The organism is Halovenus salina (genome assembly GCF_026410925.1).
Taxonomy (GTDB): domain Archaea; phylum Halobacteriota; class Halobacteria; order Halobacteriales; family Haloarculaceae; genus Halovenus; species Halovenus salina.
On record NZ_CP112972.1, the window covers coordinates 1387128 to 1403279 of the forward strand.

Genomic DNA, 16152 nt, shown 5'->3' on the forward strand with positions numbered 1-16152 from the left:
ATAAACGGCGCGGGTTCGAGCGGAGCTGGACAGGGTGTTGCTTCCAGAGATAGCTATATCCGAATAGAAATACGCATATTGGACAATGCAGCCGGGGCACTGGTCACCGTCTGTGCTACTGTTGCTCTGTTGTCTGGTCGTCGTCGCGACCGTCGCCGTGCTGGTCTGGCGACGGCGGCCACAGGCAGGCGCAACCGAACTGACCGCGCTGTTGGCTGCGATACTCGTCTGGGGGAGCATCTACGCTGCCGGGCTCCTCACACACGACGAGGTCACCCGCCGACTCATCGAGCGCGTGATGTGGGTCGGTGTGACGACGGCACCGGTCGCCTGGCTCGTGTTCGCGCTGTCGTACACCGGTCGTCGTCGCCTGATCACCCAGCGACTCGTCGGCGGGCTGCTCGCTGTCGCTGCACTCACCACCGCGCTCGTGATCACCAATCCCGGCCACCAACTCATCTGGACGAGCAACGAGATACTCCACACCGGCAACGTCGCCACGGCGGTACAGACGTTCGGACCGCTGTTCTGGCCGGTCGCACTCTACAACTACGCCCTCGTCCTCGCCGGTTCCTACCTGCTGTTGCGGCTCGTGTTCACCTCCGAGGGTATGTACGTCGACCAGTCGGCGGCCCTCGTCGTCGGTGCTGTCGTCCCGGCCGTTGCCAACTTCCTGTCAGTGCTTGGTATCGCACCCCTCGAAGGACTCGACATGACGCCGTACGCGGTGAGCGTGAGTGGTATCGCCTTCGGCTACGCGCTGATCCGGTACGACCTCTTCGAGTTTGTTCCCGCAACTCGGGCGCTGGGTCGGGATGCTGTCATCGACAACATGCTTGACGCAGTTCTCATCGTTGACAGCCACCACCGCATCGTCGAGACGAACCCCATTGCAGAGCGCGTCTTCGACCTCGACCGCGAGGAGGTGCTTGGCACACCCCTGGATATCCTCTTCGAGGACGTGAGTGTTCCCTCACCCGGCGAGACAGTCGAGCTCACGGTGTCCCGTGGGAACCGGACCTTCGAGATGACGGCGTCGCCGCTTGCAGACTGGCGTGACCGTACTGTCGGTCAGGTTCTCGTGTTCCGTGATGTGACCGAGCGAACCCTGCGTGAACAGCGTCTGAGTGTTCTCAACCGCGTTCTGCGACACAATCTCCGAAACCAGTTGACCATCGTCCAGGGTCAGGCAGAAGTGCTTGCTGAACGTCTGACAATGCCAGAGAGACAGCTCGCAGAGGATATCCAGCAGGCAGCGACAACACTCGTCAATGTCGGGCAGAAGGCGCGAATTATCGACCAAGTCGTCGACACGAAGACGACGCTCGTCGAGGTGGATGCGGTCGAAATCATCGACTCCGCCGTCGCCGAGTACAGAGAGTCGGGTGTGACCATCCGCACGGACTTGCCAGACGAGCTGGTGCTCACCAGTGCCCACACCGGCCTGGTCGACCTCATCGTCGAGAACCTCGTCGAGAACGCAATCGAACACAACGACAGCGAAGACCCTCTCGTCGAAGTCACGCTCAGGCAGGCCGACGACGGACGGCAGGCCGTGCTCGTCGTCGCCGACAACGGGCCGGTCATCCCCGACGCGGAGCTTGCCGCCATCGACGCCGCCGTCGAGACGCCACTCCAGCATTCGAGCAGCCTCGGCCTCTGGACTGTCAGCTGGTGTGTCAAGCGTCTGGGCGGGAGGCTGACCTTCGAGACGAGCGAACACGGTGGCAACCGAATCGAGGTATCGATGCCGATAGAATCCGTCTGGGGGCCCGGCATCGATCGCTCGGACATCTCACCCAGCCGTGCAGATCGCTAACTGGCCCGAGTCAACGTTCCTTGTAGTCGGGAATGGAAGAAACATCTATACTCGTCCAGCGAGATCAATTCACAAACCGAAATGAGTGAGAACAGGCTTAACGAGGACGATCTACACCTTTTTTTAGAGACGGCCGAAGCGGCCGGTCACTCGATATATATCACGGGAGTAGACGGTACTATCGAGTACGTGAATCCGGCGTTCGAGGAGATAACGGGGTTCAGTGCCGACGAGGCAGTCGGCCAGACACCCAATATCCTGAAATCGGGAGAACACGACCGCGAGTTCTACGAGGAACTGTGGGACACGATTCTCGCGGGCGACGTCTGGCGTGACGAAATCGTGAACAAGCGACGAGACGGCGCACGATACGTTGCCGACCAGACGATTGCACCCATTACCGACGACGGCGAGGTAACGAAATTCGTCGCAATCAACGTCGATATCACGCGACGGAAGGCCCGCGAGCGACAGCTCGAACGGTTCCGGAACGCCGTCGAACACGCCGGCCACGGCGTCCTCATCACGGACAGCCGGGGCACTATCCAGTACGTCAACAGCGCCTTCGAGGAGACGACGGGCTACTCGGCGGCCGAGGCAATCGGCGAAGACCCCTCGCTGCTCAACTCCGGCGAACACGACGAGGGGACCTTCCGCGAGCTGTGGGAGACGATTCTCGACGGCGAGGTCTGGCAGGGCGAGCTCATCAATCAGCGCAAAAACGGGTCACGGTATGTTGTCGACCAAACCATTTCGCCGCTCACCGAGAACGGCAAAATCGAGGGCTTTGTCGCCATCAACCGTGACGTGACCCGGCTCAAGAAGTACAGACGGGAGATAGAGAAACAGAACGAACGTCTCGCTGAGTACGGACAGACCGTCGCACACGACCTTCGGAACCCGCTGGGCGTGTTGAAAGCCGAGCTCGAACAGCTCCGTGCGACGGCCACGGAGGCCGATGACGACGACCTAGTCGGGCACTGTGAGAACGTTGCCGAGGTTACCGAGCAGATGGAGTCGCTCATCGACGACTTTCTGACGATGGCCGAGCAGGGACAGCTCGTCGTCGATCCGGTCGAGATATCGCTACAGGCTGTCGCAGAAGACGCCTGGGAGCAGACCGCCGCCGCCGGAACCACGCCCTGGGAGCTCGATCACCCGGACGCGACGCTTTCCGTCCAGGACACCGAACTCACGGCTGACCCCGAGCGCGTGATGCAGCTGCTCGTAAATCTGTTCCGTAACGCCCACGAACACGGCGGTGAGAGCGTCAGCGTCCGTGTCGGCCCCCTCGATTTCGAGCGGGGATTCTACGTCGAGGACGACGGCCCCGGCATCCCCGAGGACCAGCGCGAGGCGGTGTTCGAGCGCGGCATGACGACGAGCGACGACGGCACCGGCTTCGGGCTCTCGATTGTCGAGCAGATTGCCCGCTCACACGGCTGGGATGTCACTGTCACCGAGGGAACCGAAAGCGGCGCGCGCTTCGAGTTCCGCCCAGAGCGCGACCACGCGGTGGTGGAGACGACCGACACAGCATAACGCGAGGGCGGCGTCTCAACCGCTCTTCCGGACGGTTTGAAATTCGTCGTCAGAGGTTCGAATTTCGAAATTCGACTTCGACTTTCGTACTGTTCCGTCGAACTTATTACGATGTACGGACTCCATCCGACAATGACAGAGGACCGGACGATACTGCTCATCGGGAGTGGTCCGATACAGATTGGACAGGCGGCAGAGTTCGACTACTCAGGGGCACAGGCCTGTCGAGCGCTCCAGGAGGAGGGCGCACGCGTCGTGTTGGTGAACTCGAATCCGGCGACCATCATGACGGACCCGGATATGGCCGACGAGGTCTACATCGAGCCGATCAACACCGAGGCCATCGCCGAGATTATCAGAAAAGAGGAGCCAGACGGCGTCATCGCGGGTCTGGGCGGCCAGACCGGGCTGAACGTCACCGCCGAACTCGCCGAGGAGGGGGTCTTGGAGGAGTACGGCGTCGAAGTCATGGGGACGCCACTGGATACCATCTACGCGACCGAGGACCGCGACCAGTTCCGCCAGCGGATGGAGGCCATCGACGAGCCCGTCCCGGCCTCGGTCACCATCGAGTCGATGGACGAGGTCGAAGAGGCAGTCGACGCCGTCGGCGGCCTTCCGGTCATCATGCGGACGACCTACACGCTCGGGGGTGCCGGGTCGGGCGTTATCGGCGAGATGGACGAGCTCAAAGACGCCGTCAGGAAGGGGCTGACCCTCTCTCGGGACGACCGCGTGATGATTACCGAGTCCATCGACGGCTGGATCGAGCTCGAATACGAGGTGATGCGCGATGCCGACGACTCCTGTATCATCATCTGTAACATGGAGAACATCGACCCGATGGGGATTCATACCGGCGAATCCGTCGTCGTCACACCCTCCCAGGTCATCCCCGACGACGGTCACCAGGAGATGCGCGACACCGCGCTGAAGGTCATCCGCGAACTGGGCATCCAGGGTGGCTGTAACATCCAGTTCGCCTGGCACGACGATGGGACGCCAGGCGGGGAGTACCGCGTCGTCGAGGTCAACCCCCGGGTGTCGCGCTCCTCGGCGCTGGCATCGAAGGCGACGGGCTACCCCATCGCCCGCGTCACCGCCAAGGTCGCACTCGGCAAACGCCTCCACGAGATTGAAAACGAGATTACGGGCGAGACGACCGCAGCCTTCGAGCCCGCCATCGACTACGTCGTGACCAAGGTCCCGAGATGGCCCAAAGACAAGTTCCCAGAGGTAGACTTCGAGCTCGGGCCGGCGATGAAATCGACCGGCGAGGCGATGGCCATCGGCCGAACCTTCGAAGAGTCGCTGCTCAAGGCGCTTCGCTCCTCAGAGTACGACCCGGCGGCAGACTGGAGCGAGATATCCGACGACGAACTCGAATCAGCGTTCCTCGAATCGCCGACGCCGGACCGGCCGTACGCGATGTTCGAGGCCTTCGAACGGGGCTACACCGTCGAGGAAGTCGTCGCGCTAACCGAGATTCGAGAGTGGTACGTCGAGCGCTACAAACGCGTCGCGGAGGCCGCCAGCGCCGCGAGCGAGGGAGAGTTCGAGACGGCCGCGAACGTCGGCTTCACCGATCACGAGATCACCGCACTCGCCGGCGGTGAGTTCGACGACACCCACGCATCCTGGCTGCCGGATTCGCTTGACGACACCGTCGAAGAGAATCCCACGCCGGACGGCGGAACCGTCGCCTCGATCGAGAACGTGGCCGAACGTACGGTCGACCGCGACTTCAAGCTCGTCGACACCTGTGCCGGGGAGTTCGCCGCCTCGACGCCGTACTACTACTCGACGCGGGACCCGGTTTCGACGCTCGACCGTGACGAGCTCAAGGTCGACCGCGAGGTCGAGAGTGTCGTCGTCGTCGGTGGCGGTCCAATCCGCATCGGCCAGGGCGTCGAGTTCGACTACTGTTCGGTCCACGCGATTCGCGCCCTCCGGGATATGGGCATCGAAGCCCACGTCGTCAACAACAACCCCGAGACCGTCTCGACGGATTACGACACCTCCGACGGACTCTTCTTCGAGCCGGTCACGGCCGAGGAGGTCGCCGACATCATCGAGGCGACCGAGGCTGACGGCGTGATGGTCCAGTTCGGCGGCCAGACCAGTGTCGACATCGGAAACCCGCTCGAACAGGAGCTAGACCGGCGCGACCTCGACTGTGAGGTGCTTGGCACCTCTGTCGACGCGATGGACCTTGCCGAGGACCGCGATCGGTTCAACCGCTTGATGGACGGCCTCGGTATCGCACAGGCCGAGGGTGCGACCGCGACCAGCGAGGCCGAAGCCCTGGAGCTAGCCCACGACATCGGCTACCCCGTCCTGGTCCGTCCCTCCTACGTGCTCGGCGGCCGGGCAATGGAAGTCGTCTACAACGACGAGGACCTCAAAACATACATCGAGGAGGCTGTCCGGGTCTCCCCCGAGAAGCCGATTCTCATCGACGAGTTCCTCGCCGACGCTGTCGAGTTGGATGTCGACGCGGTCGCCGACGGCGAGAACGTCCTCATCGGCGGCGTGATGGAACACGTCGAAACCGCTGGCGTCCACTCCGGAGATTCGGCGTGTATGATTCCACCCCGCTCGCTCGGCCGGAATGTGAACCGCCGTGTCCGGGAGGTTGTCGAGAACATCGCGCAGGCGCTGGATACAGTCGGCCTGTTGAACGTCCAGCTCGCGGTCAGAGACGGCGAGGTGTACGTCCTCGAAGCCAACCCCCGTTCCTCGCGGACAGTGCCGTTCGTTTCGAAGGCAACGGGCGTTCCGATTGCCAAGATTGCGGCGAAGGTGATGGCCGGCGCGACGCTCGAGGAACTCGACTACGAGGAACAGATTCCCGAGCAGGTGAGCGTCAAGGACGTGGTCTTGCCCTTCGACCGCCTGCCGGGGAGTGACCCGCGGCTCGGACCGGAGATGAAATCCACCGGCGAGGTGATGGGCACAGCAAAGACATTCGGCAAGGCCTACCAGAAAGCACAGATGGCACGCGGCCGCCCCATTCCTGAAGGAGGAATCGCGCTGGTCGATCTGCCGGTCGTCGGGTTCACCGACTTCTTCGACGTACGAGAAGTCGATGACTTCGGGGGCCACGACGGTGTCACCGACGCGTTGCGGGCCGGCGATATCGACTTCGTCCTCACCCAGGACCGCGACGTGCTCGAAATCTGTGTCGAAGAGAACATCCCCTACTTCTCGACAATCGAGAGCGCACAGGCCGGGCTAGAGGCGATTCGCCACGCCGACGAGCCAATCGACGTCGAGCCCGTCGACGACCGGCCGAAGCTCCAGGAGTACTGGGGCCAGCCTAAGACACGCGAAGACCTGCGCACACAGATAGAGGCGCTACGCAGCGTCGCTGATGCCGGCTATCTGACGGCGATGGCTGACGAGGGCGGCGATCTCGCGGCCTTCGGTGATGCGCTGGATACGGTTGTCGAAACAATCGACAGCTCTGTCCTCCTGATGGAGGCCAGCGCCGGCGAGGGTGACGACCTCGACGGCATCGCGGACAGACTGGCCAACCGTGGTTATGACGCCCGCCTCGCCGACGAGTTGCCAGACGCCGAGGGCCGGCCCGCCGAAGAGAAGCATGCCATCTACATGATGCTCTCGAAGTTCTCGATTCTGGTCGATTACGACTCCTCGCGTCGCCTCTCGGAGTACGAGACCGCAAAGGCACACAACAACGTCCTCGCCTACCTCGTCCCCGCCGAGAGCGAGCGCCAGACGACACACATGATTGGCGGCCACGAGGACAGTAACCTCGACCACATCCGCAAGTTCGAGTTCGACGAGGAGCCGACCGAGGTGCTCGATAACGTCATCAGCTGGGCCGAGTCGGTCATCGAGCGTCGAAGGGAATCGACCCGCGACCGGCTTCCCTGGAGTCGCTAGATTCTGCTCCCGAGAGGTTCGGGGAGCGGTGGTAAAAGGGGGATATTATTCTCACAGAACACATATTAGTTTAGTTCCTGACCTGTAAGGCACGTGGGCATTCGATAGAGAGGTACCCGTCGACAGAGTGCCCGAAAGCATTAGTCCGGACTCAGTCTAACAGTCAGTCATGGAGGGCGCAGTTGGCTGGTACGCGGGCCTGCACAAGTTCTACCGGATACTCGTTCTCGCAGCGGCCGGCGTTGGTGCGCTCGGTGTCGGTGCCGGAATGGCGACAGGGAACGGTGCCATCTTCGCTATCGGGCTTGCGTGGCTCCTTGGCGGACCTGCTGTCGTCAGCGTCGCATCTCGGCTCGACGAGTGAGTTACAGCCTACGGCGGTTCATGAGGAGAATCGACGCTGTCAGCCCCCTCGGGACCGAGGTTCAGCGCCGGTCACATCGGGCAGATATCGAGTTGCATCCGGGTGACAGTTCCGTCGTCGTTGACGGAGTCGACCCAGAGCCGAAACGGTTCGCTCGTGTTCCGTTCGACGACGACCCTGTCTCCGGTTGTCTCGGCTGGAATCGGTGTCCCGTCGGGTTGGTTGCCGGAGGCGTCGAGGAGTGCACCGGTGACGTTCAGCGATATCGCGACACGTGTGCCCGTGACCGACCCGTTGAACGTTGCCACCTCTGTGGGGTTGAGAACCTCTCGCTCGATTGCGTAGTCAGTGTCGTGGACGACCTGTGGGTCGCCCTCGAAGGAGTTACATTCGAACTCGCCAAGCGCGTCGACCGCTTCACCGCTAGGTCCGCCGGTGAGTGCGACAAACGTTCCAGCAATCCCGACGACAACCGCGATACCGCCTATGAGGAGAATCGACACCATCACCACGCGATATGCAATTGCGCTCGTTCTCCCACTCTCGTCAGATGCTGTGTTGTCCCCGTCGGGCATCGAGGCGGATATCATCGTGTGTGAGTTAGCCCCTGCAGGTGAAATTGTCCGCGATCTGCTGTCGGCGAGACAGCCTTCCACGACTCGCCTGTGGAGGGCGGATACGGCAGATCAGGTCATCAGTCGTCTGCCGGTACGGCGTCTCCTGTCGCGCCGTAGGACTCGCCACCGCTGATGATATCGACGTTTTTGACGGTGTAATTGATGACCAAAAACGAGAAGAGGTACTTGGCGACGAGGTCGAACGCGGAGTACCCCCAGGACGTGATACCAACGTCGCTGATGATGCCAAGCCCCTCGTTCCCGACTGCCCACCAGACCGTGTACCCAATCCAGAGGACGACCGTCAGGTTGCGCAAGAGGTTGAATATCTCCGACGTGTTGGCGGTCTTTGCGTCTTCGGGCCACTCGACCAGCAGGATGTAGAAGACGACAAGCAGGAACGAACAGCTAATTGCGTACCAGAACCACCGGAAAAGGTAGCTCGACGTGGTCAGTGCGGCCGCGAGGCCGGTAATCATGATACCGACATCGAAGACGATAGCGGTGAAGATCTTCGTGAGGTTCGAGCCGGCAAGCAGGCCGAGTGACAGCAGGATAAACGGCGTCGAGAAGGCCCAGGTGAGATACCGACCCCAGAGACTGATTGTGCCATCTACTGTCGCGCCGCTGTGTTCCAGAGTTGTTGTTGCCGTATCGAGCGCGTGCCCGTCTGGTAGCTCGATAATGCTAATTGTCAGTCCGGAGGCAAGTCCAGAGTAGCTGACAATCGAGACAGCAGACACAGTCATCGCCGATACGATAACCAGTTGTGAGCGTGGGTCAGAGACGTTCCGGGCAAGGAACGCAAAAAGCAACAGCGTCAGGCCAGCAACTGCGATATTGACGTAGATAGATGTCCCAATTACTGGCTCGTTGAGGATGTGTTCGAACAGGTCTCCCTGCGTGACTGATATTGCTGTGTGCTCAACCGCCGCTGGAAGTTGTGCTAACAACATACATACACTGATTCGTGTGTTTGTCAAAGAATGTGGAACCTGACTAGTCAGCATTTGAGTCAGAGACCCGCTGCCGGCAGTGGGGCCAGATAGGCCGCTTCCGTACCGCAATGGCGAAACCGGGAATAGTATCCGTCAGCTGGATACCAGCCGGCGACGTCCCAGAAACCACAATACTCTGTCATATATGCCGAATACTTATTCTTGATAAATCCCAACAATATATCTGTGACACGCACTCACATCCTCCTCGCAGACGCTGTTGGTGACGACAGGCAAACCGTAAGAGGGCTCGACGAAGCGGGATTTCAGGTCACTACGGTCGACAGCGCGACAGCGGCTCTGGCGAGCCTGTCCCGCGGGGAGTTCGACTGTCTCGTGAGCGCTCACGACCTCCCCGGTGACGACGGATTGTCGCTGTTCGAGGCAGTTCGTGCACTCGACGAGAAGGTGCCGTTTATCCTGTACGCAGATGACGATTCACTGGCAGAGGAGGCCTTCTCTCTCGGGGTCGACCGCTTTGTGCACCGCGACACCGATCAGTCCGTCCCGCGACTCGTCGACGAGCTGACCGAGGTGACGACGTCAGCTCGTGACCTCCCACCACAGCGAGACATCTCGGGACACGAACCCGGACCCACTGAGGTCGTCCGGGCCATCGACAAGGCACCGGTCGGCATCAGCATCTGTGACCCATCGCTTCCGGATTACCCGCTGGTGTACGTCAACGACACGTGGCAAGAAGTAACCGGGTACTCACGCGAGGAGGCGCTCGGACGGAATCCACGCCTGCTCCAAGGCCCTGAAACCGATGACGAGGCGACTGAAGCAATCAGTGAAGCCATCGACAGCGGCAAGTCGGTCACCACTGAGATTCGGAACTATCGACGGGACGGAACGCCGTTCTGGAACGAGCTGACGCTGTCGCCAGTGCGCGACGAGAGCAGCGAGCTTTCGCTGTACGTCGGCTTCCAGAACGACGTGACCGGTCGCCGGAACACGCGAGAGGTAGCCACCGAGCGTGCGGCGAAGCTGACCGATGAGAAACGCGCACTCCACAGGATTCTCAGTCGAATCAACGGGCTGTTAAACAATATCACACATATTCTCGTCGAGGAGAAACAACCACAGCTCATCGCGCAGCAAATCTGTGACGAAATTGCGTCCGAACGAGGGTACACCGGGAGCTGGTTCGGCTCACCTGGGGCGACCGGCGACGAACTCGAAATCGAAGCACAGGCCGGACTCAACGAGAACGTCGACTCACCGCTCTCCCGCCAGTCGCTCCCAGATATTGTCGACGACGCAGTTGAGTCAGGAGAGTTGACACTCTGTCAGGCCGGGACTTGCGACGCCGAGTACCTCTCCCCTGGGACGGTCGACGCCAGGCGGTTGCTCGTCGTCCCGGTCGTCGACAGCAAGCAGACATACGGTGTTCTCGCTATCTACAGCGAGAGCATCGAAGCACTCGACCGGCGTGAACAGCAGCTGTTCAACTCTATCGGGACGATGATAGCGAGCCGCCTGAACGCCATTCGGACCGCACAGATACTCACCGCCGACACCGTTATCGAACTCAAGATGGCGATTCATGACAACGCTTTCCCGGTTTCCGCGGTCGCAGGCACGCTGGGGGCCGACGTCGAGTACGTCGGCATGACAAGCGACAGCGACGCGGGCACGTACGAGCTGTTCTTGTCTGTCCACGACTCTGTCGACCTCGGCGCGGTCGTCAAACTGGCATTCGTCCACGACGTTCGTGAGATTTCCGCGACGGACAGTTCGCTGACGTTTGCTGTCACCGTCGGTTCGGGTGAGCCGTTCATCGAGTTGGCCGACCACGGAGCTTCTGTCACACAGGTCACTGCTGGCCCCGAGCGAGCAACGGTCGTGCTCGAACTCCCTCCAGAGCAGGATGTGCGCACCATCCTCGGTGTCCTCGAAGACCGGTACGCGGATGTCGAACTCCGGTCACGCTACGAGCGAGACACCAAAGGCCAGACGGTAAACGAGTTCGCCTCTGCGGTCGACGAGCGTCTGACCGCCCGGCAGCGAGCCGCAGTCGAGGCGGCGTATATGAACGGCTACTTCGAATGGCCCCGCCCCACAGACGGGGCCGAAGTCGCGGACACGCTCGGAATCACGCGACAGACCTTCCACCAACACCTCCGGGTCGCCGAGCAAAAGCTCGTCGACGCCTATATCGAACGATACGTCACCGCAGGTGGCGATACGGCACTCGCAGAGGAGCAGTGACGACAGCCAGACACCTGACCAGTTTGGGACGGTGTTATTGATACCATCGGCCGTATTATACTGTGGATAGGTCAGCTTGCCCCAATACGTTTGCCGACGGGCAGAGTGTGCCCAATATATCCCTCGATGATACCACCTGAAACCTACTTTCAGTTCCATCTCGTATTCGTGCTCCCGGTGCTAGTACTACTTGTGGTGATTTCGTGGTATCAGGGAACCCGTATGGACAGTCCGGCTGCCGTCGCTGGACTGGTCGTTATTCTCGCGCTCGCGCTTGGCTACACGACTCCCTGGGACAACCTACTCATTGAGGCCGGGGTCTGGTGGTACGGAGACGGTGTCGTCTGGGAGACACTCTGGGCCGCACCCGTCGGCGAATATCTGTTTTTCCTCGCACAGCCGACGGCGGGAGTGCTTTTTCTGTGCTTGCTCGATGTGCCGACAGATATGTCGCTGTCGCTCACCCTTCGGGAGCGTCTCGCCGGGCTGCTCGCTGGAATCGGTGTGAGTGTCGTTGGTGCCGTCTTGCTCGTCTCGGGCGATTCGTGGCGATACTTTGCCGCTATTCTCGCGTGGGCCGGCCCGGTTCTCGCCATCCAGTGGGCATTTGGCTGGACATACCTCTGGCACGTCCGTCGGCCGGTTGCGGTGGCAATCGCCGTCCCGACGCTGTATTTCTGGGTTGCCGACTGGGCTGCAATCTCGCTCGACCTCTGGACGATTTCCGACACCTATACCCTCGGTATCGCCCCGTTCGGTTTCCCAGTGGAAGAGGCCCTGTTTTTTGTCGTGACAAATATCTTCGTCGTACAGGGGTATGCCCTCTACTGCTGGCTCGTCGCACAGTGGCAAACGGTGGCAATTGTCGAGCTACCCGGCGTGACGGGCGAGCCAGGTGACTGATGACTGACGACACCGCCCGCCGGTCACTCGTCTCGCTGACGGTCGTTCCGGGGTGGGTCGTGTTCGCGGCAGTGACGGTTCTTTTCGCCACAGGACTCACGCTGCCGCTGCGCTATCAGTTCGTCCCGCTGGTCGCGAGCGTCCTCGTCTTCGGGCTCCCGCACGGAGCAGTCGACCATCTCGCACCGACACGCGTCCGCGGACAGCCGCCGACTCGACGCTCACTTGCTGCCGTTGGTCTGTTGTACGCCGTCGTCGGCGGCTGTTACGCCGTTGCCTGGTTTCTCGCGCCGGTAGCCTCGTTTGCCGTCTTCATCCTGATTACCTGGCTTCACTGGGGCCAGGGTGAGGTTCACTCGCTGCTCGCACTCCTGGGCGTCGACCATCTTGAAACGCCGGCCCAGCGAGCCCTGACGGCACTGGCCCGCGGAACGTTGCCAATGCTCGTCCCACTGGTCGCGTTCCCCGGCCAGTACCGACTCGTCGCCGAGACGCTGGTCGGGCTGTTCACGAGCCCGACACTCGGATGGGCCGACGCCGCATTCACGCCGCGTGGCCGGCTCGTCGTCGGTCTCGTCGTCGTCGGGCTGTTGGGAGCCTCGCTCGTGCTCGGATACCACCGGGCCGACCGTCGCCGGGACTGGCTTGTCGACGCCGGCGAGGTCGGTCTGTTGGTCGCGTACTTCGGGCTCGTCCCGCCGGTGCTCGCGGTCGGGCTCTATTTCACCTGCTGGCACGCGCTGCGACACGTCGGCAGGCTGCTCGCTATCGACCCTGCTGCCCGCAGCCGCCTCGCTGACCAGGAGTACGGGTTGGCATTGGCCCGGTTCGCCAGAGACGCCGCGCCGCTGACGGCCGCGTCGCTGCTGTTTCTGGCTGTGTTCTACTGGCTGGTCCCGGTCGCGCCCGGCACCGTCTCGGAGTGGGTCGGGCTCTACCTCGTGTTGATAGCGGCGCTGACGCTTCCCCACGTGGTTGTCGTCTTCTGGCTCGACCGCGAGCAGCAGGTCTGGAGTTCCCGGCCTGCGCTACTCGTCGAGCGCCGACGAGGATAGTCCCAGCCCGTTTCCCATCGTCGCCTGTCGCTGCGTTTTAGTACGCCCGGTACATCGGCCGAGATATGCGACTCCTCGTCGGCGTCAACGGAAGCGAGCGCGCGCTGGCCGGTCTCGAAGAGGTGGTCACCCGCGCACGACAGGCTGGTGACGAGCTGACAGTCGCCGTCTACAGCAGTGACGACGCGGTGGCGGCGACCGAGGAAGCCGTCCGCGACCGCCTCGACTCGCTCGGGTTCGAGGCGACTGTCGAGACCGTGACGGGGGAGCCGGGTAGTCGACTCGTCGAGCTCGCCGAAACCGACGACTACGACCGTATCGTGCTCTCGGGCGGGCAGACCAGCCCCCTGGGCAAGATACAGTTCGACAGCGTCATCGAGTTCGTCCTGCTGAACGCCCATACGACTGTGACACTGATACGATGACAGTACGCTTTCCCGAGGAGACGGTCGACGGCTTCCCCACACCCCCGCGGACGGTCACCGACGCGGAGGGGCGAGAGATACAGCTACGCCAGGTAACCCACGAGGACAGCGACGAGCTGACCGCGATGTACCTGGATTTCGACCCCGAGGACCGCGCCCAGGGCATTCCGCCAGGCGACGAGGACAGCATCCGCGAGTGGCTGGAAATCGTGATGACCGGCGGCGCACTCAACACTGTGGCCGCTCGCGACGGGTCGCCGGTCGGCCACGTGATGCTCGTCCCCGACGGCAACGACAGCTACGAGCTCGCTATCTTCGTTCTCCAGTCCTACCAGGGCGCAGGAATCGGGACCGGGCTCGTCAGGACCGCCCTGGGCCTTGCACAGCGAGAGGGTATCGAACGCGTCTGGCTGACCGTCGAGCGCTGGAACCGCCCGGCAATCGGGCTCTACGAGAAAATCGGCTTCGAGCGGACGGGTGACGACAGCTTCGAACTTGAGATGTCACTCAGGCTCGCACCTGCGGAGTGACGCCCGAGAAACCTTCTTTTGGAACTCCTTACCAGGACTAGACCGACAGAACGGGCTGGCTTGCGTACTCGAGCACGTAGAGCGCGGCTTTGCCGAGCACCTCGTCCGGGTCGCCGCTGGGCGTCTCCCGGGGGACGACCAGGAAGTCGACCCCGCGCTCTTCTGCCACGTCGAGAATGACCGTGCCAGGGGTCTGTCCGAGTTTCGTCGTCGAGAATCCCGCGGCACTCGACGCGGTGAATCCGACGCCCTCGGGGAGTTGCTCGCGGACCCTCTCGGTGAGTGCTCGCTGTTCGTGTGCGATAGTCTCCGGCGAGATTGTCCCCGTCTCGATGTCACGCATCACCCGGTTGTCGACGAAATGCAGGAGGTGCAGGTTCGCCTCGTACCGTTCGACGATTGCCCCGGCAGTCTCGGCGGCTGCCCGTGATTCGTCGCTTCCGTCGACCGCTACGAGGACGTGTTCGATATCGAGCGCCATCGCCCGAGAGTCGGCCCTGCTGTGCAAAAAACCCGCCGGTCGACGGCTGGCCGCTCGCAGAATCACGCGCTTTTTTACCGCCCCGGAGTAACCACGCGATATGTTCGACACGGTAGTCATCGCCACCGACGGCTCCGAGAGCGCAAAGCGGGGGATTCGGACCGCTCTCGACATCGCCAGCACGTTCGACGCGACCGTTCACGCGCTGTATGTCGTCGATACCGCCGAAATCGAGTCCTCGCCCGAGGAGGTCCGCGACCAGCTCAAAGACGCAATCGAGTCCACCGGGACGGACGCACTCGATACGGTCCGTGAGGAGGCAGACGCCCACGGCGCTCCAGAGGTGGTGACTGCGTTCAGAGAAGGTCCCCCCAAAACCGAGATTATCGAGTACGCCGAAGAGGTCGACGCCGACGTCATCGCGATGGGGACCCGCGGACGACACGGCGAACACTCCTTCCTGCTCGGAAGCGTCGCCGAGTCGGTCGTCAGGCGCGCGCCGATGCCGGTGTTGACTGTCCGTCAGCTAGAGTAGGGTCACTCGCGCTGTTGCCACTCCGAGCGGAGAAGCCCATAACAGAGTCTGTCGTAGTACTCGCCTCTGTACCACACCGCTTCGCGCTCTGTTCCTTCGTGCTGGAAGCCAAGCGATTCGAGAAGGGCGACCGACGCCTCGTTGAAGCTCCCCGGATACGCGCTCAGTCGCCGGAGATTCCGGTCGAGAAAGGCATACTCGATTATCGTCTCGTTCGCATCGGTGGCGTACCCGTGTCCGTGATGCTCGGGGGCAATCCAGTACGCCAGTTCCGCACACCGGGCCCGGGACGTCTCGCTCGGGCCGTACTGCGATTCGGTCAGTGACACGTGGCCGACCGGTGTCTCGTCGTGACAGACCAGACAGTGGACATCCTGTTCCGTGGTCAACACCTCCTCGAAGAACTCCTCGGCGAGGCTGTCGTTCGTCGGGTTGATTCCGAGCGCCGGTCGCCATACAGCGGGGTCGTTCATCACCCGCTGGACGAACTCGATGTCGTCTCGTTCGATCGGTCGCAGCGTTACCGTCTCGCCGCCGAGGAATACCGGGCCGGGCATATCTCGGGAGTGTATTGTGTATGATAAGTACTTTCTGTGTGTTATCGACGGTCTTTCGTTTGGAGTATGGGTTACGACGGAATGTGGAACAGCAAGAAAGCCCCGAGTCGTTCGACGGCTGCGACTCGCTGCGGTCCTTGTGTCGTCTCGCTCGCCGAACGACTCGCCCCTTTCGGTCCCGCCCGATGTGGAAAGCGAATCTG

General features: G+C 62.0%; 13 protein-coding genes and 1 pseudogene. 10 read left to right on the top strand and 4 right to left on the bottom strand.

Annotated features, from left to right (window positions below; genetic code table 11):
* Positions 1–85: 85 nt before the first annotated feature.
* From OSC37_RS07025 to OSC37_RS07040, 4 genes and pseudogenes are all read left to right on the top strand, one after another.
* A complete protein-coding gene (locus OSC37_RS07025) occupies positions 86–1819 on the top strand; it encodes a sensor histidine kinase (RefSeq protein ID WP_267163880.1) in 1734 nt (577 codons plus the stop codon).
* Between the two features lie 81 nt (positions 1820–1900).
* Entirely contained in the window at positions 1901–3361 is a 1461-nt protein-coding gene (locus OSC37_RS07030) for a PAS domain-containing sensor histidine kinase (RefSeq protein WP_267163881.1), read from the top strand.
* Between the two features lie 111 nt (positions 3362–3472).
* A pseudogene (carB, locus tag OSC37_RS07035) lies at positions 3473–6676 on the top strand (carbamoyl-phosphate synthase large subunit); the annotation flags it as partial.
* Positions 6677–7439: 763 nt separating this feature from the next.
* Positions 7440–7634, top strand: a complete 195-nt coding sequence (locus OSC37_RS07040) for a hypothetical protein (RefSeq protein WP_267163882.1) — start codon at positions 7440–7442, stop codon at positions 7632–7634.
* A 71-nt stretch (positions 7635–7705) separates the two neighbouring features.
* Here the strand turns inward: OSC37_RS07040 and OSC37_RS07045 are convergent, their stop codons facing one another.
* Both OSC37_RS07045 and OSC37_RS07050 read right to left on the bottom strand, forming a co-directional pair.
* Complete coding sequence (locus tag OSC37_RS07045) at positions 7706–8224, bottom strand: hypothetical protein (RefSeq protein ID WP_267163883.1); 519 nt, start codon at positions 8222–8224, stop codon at positions 7706–7708.
* Between the two features lie 104 nt (positions 8225–8328).
* Positions 8329–9207, bottom strand: a complete 879-nt coding sequence (locus tag OSC37_RS07050; RefSeq protein ID WP_267163884.1) for a bacteriorhodopsin — start codon at positions 9205–9207, stop codon at positions 8329–8331.
* Between the two features lie 228 nt (positions 9208–9435).
* Here OSC37_RS07050 and OSC37_RS07055 point away from each other — a divergent pair, with 228 nt between their 5' ends.
* The 5 genes from OSC37_RS07055 (at position 9436) to OSC37_RS07075 (ending at position 14376) form a co-directional block, all read left to right on the top strand.
* Positions 9436–11463 (top strand): bacterio-opsin activator domain-containing protein, encoded by a 2028-nt coding sequence (locus OSC37_RS07055; RefSeq protein WP_267163885.1) that lies wholly within the window; start codon positions 9436–9438, stop codon positions 11461–11463.
* A gap of 126 nt (positions 11464–11589) precedes the next feature.
* Positions 11590–12366, top strand: coding sequence for a lycopene cyclase domain-containing protein (locus tag OSC37_RS07060; protein WP_267163886.1), 777 nt, complete (start codon positions 11590–11592; stop codon positions 12364–12366).
* Positions 12366–13421: a Brp/Blh family beta-carotene 15,15'-dioxygenase gene (locus OSC37_RS07065; protein ID WP_267163887.1), complete on the top strand. Its 1056-nt coding sequence runs from the start codon at positions 12366–12368 to the stop codon at positions 13419–13421. Before OSC37_RS07060 ends, OSC37_RS07065 begins: the two co-directional genes overlap by 1 nt.
* A gap of 65 nt (positions 13422–13486) precedes the next feature.
* A complete protein-coding gene (locus OSC37_RS07070; RefSeq protein WP_267163888.1) occupies positions 13487–13846 on the top strand; it encodes a universal stress protein in 360 nt (119 codons plus the stop codon).
* Positions 13843–14376 (top strand): GNAT family N-acetyltransferase, encoded by a 534-nt coding sequence (locus OSC37_RS07075; protein WP_267163889.1) that lies wholly within the window; start codon positions 13843–13845, stop codon positions 14374–14376. Before OSC37_RS07070 ends, OSC37_RS07075 begins: the two co-directional genes overlap by 4 nt.
* A gap of 37 nt (positions 14377–14413) precedes the next feature.
* Here the strand turns inward: OSC37_RS07075 and OSC37_RS07080 are convergent, their stop codons facing one another.
* Entirely contained in the window at positions 14414–14857 is a 444-nt protein-coding gene (locus OSC37_RS07080; protein ID WP_267163890.1) for a universal stress protein, read from the bottom strand.
* Positions 14858–14957: 100 nt separating this feature from the next.
* Here OSC37_RS07080 and OSC37_RS07085 point away from each other — a divergent pair, with 100 nt between their 5' ends.
* On the top strand, positions 14958–15392 hold the full coding sequence (locus OSC37_RS07085; protein WP_267163891.1) for a universal stress protein: 435 nt from the start codon (positions 14958–14960) through the stop codon (positions 15390–15392).
* Between the two features lie 2 nt (positions 15393–15394).
* Here OSC37_RS07085 and OSC37_RS07090 read toward each other — a convergent pair whose 3' ends face one another.
* A complete protein-coding gene (locus OSC37_RS07090; RefSeq protein ID WP_267163892.1) occupies positions 15395–15949 on the bottom strand; it encodes a GNAT family N-acetyltransferase in 555 nt (184 codons plus the stop codon).
* Positions 15950–16152: the final 203 nt, after the last annotated feature.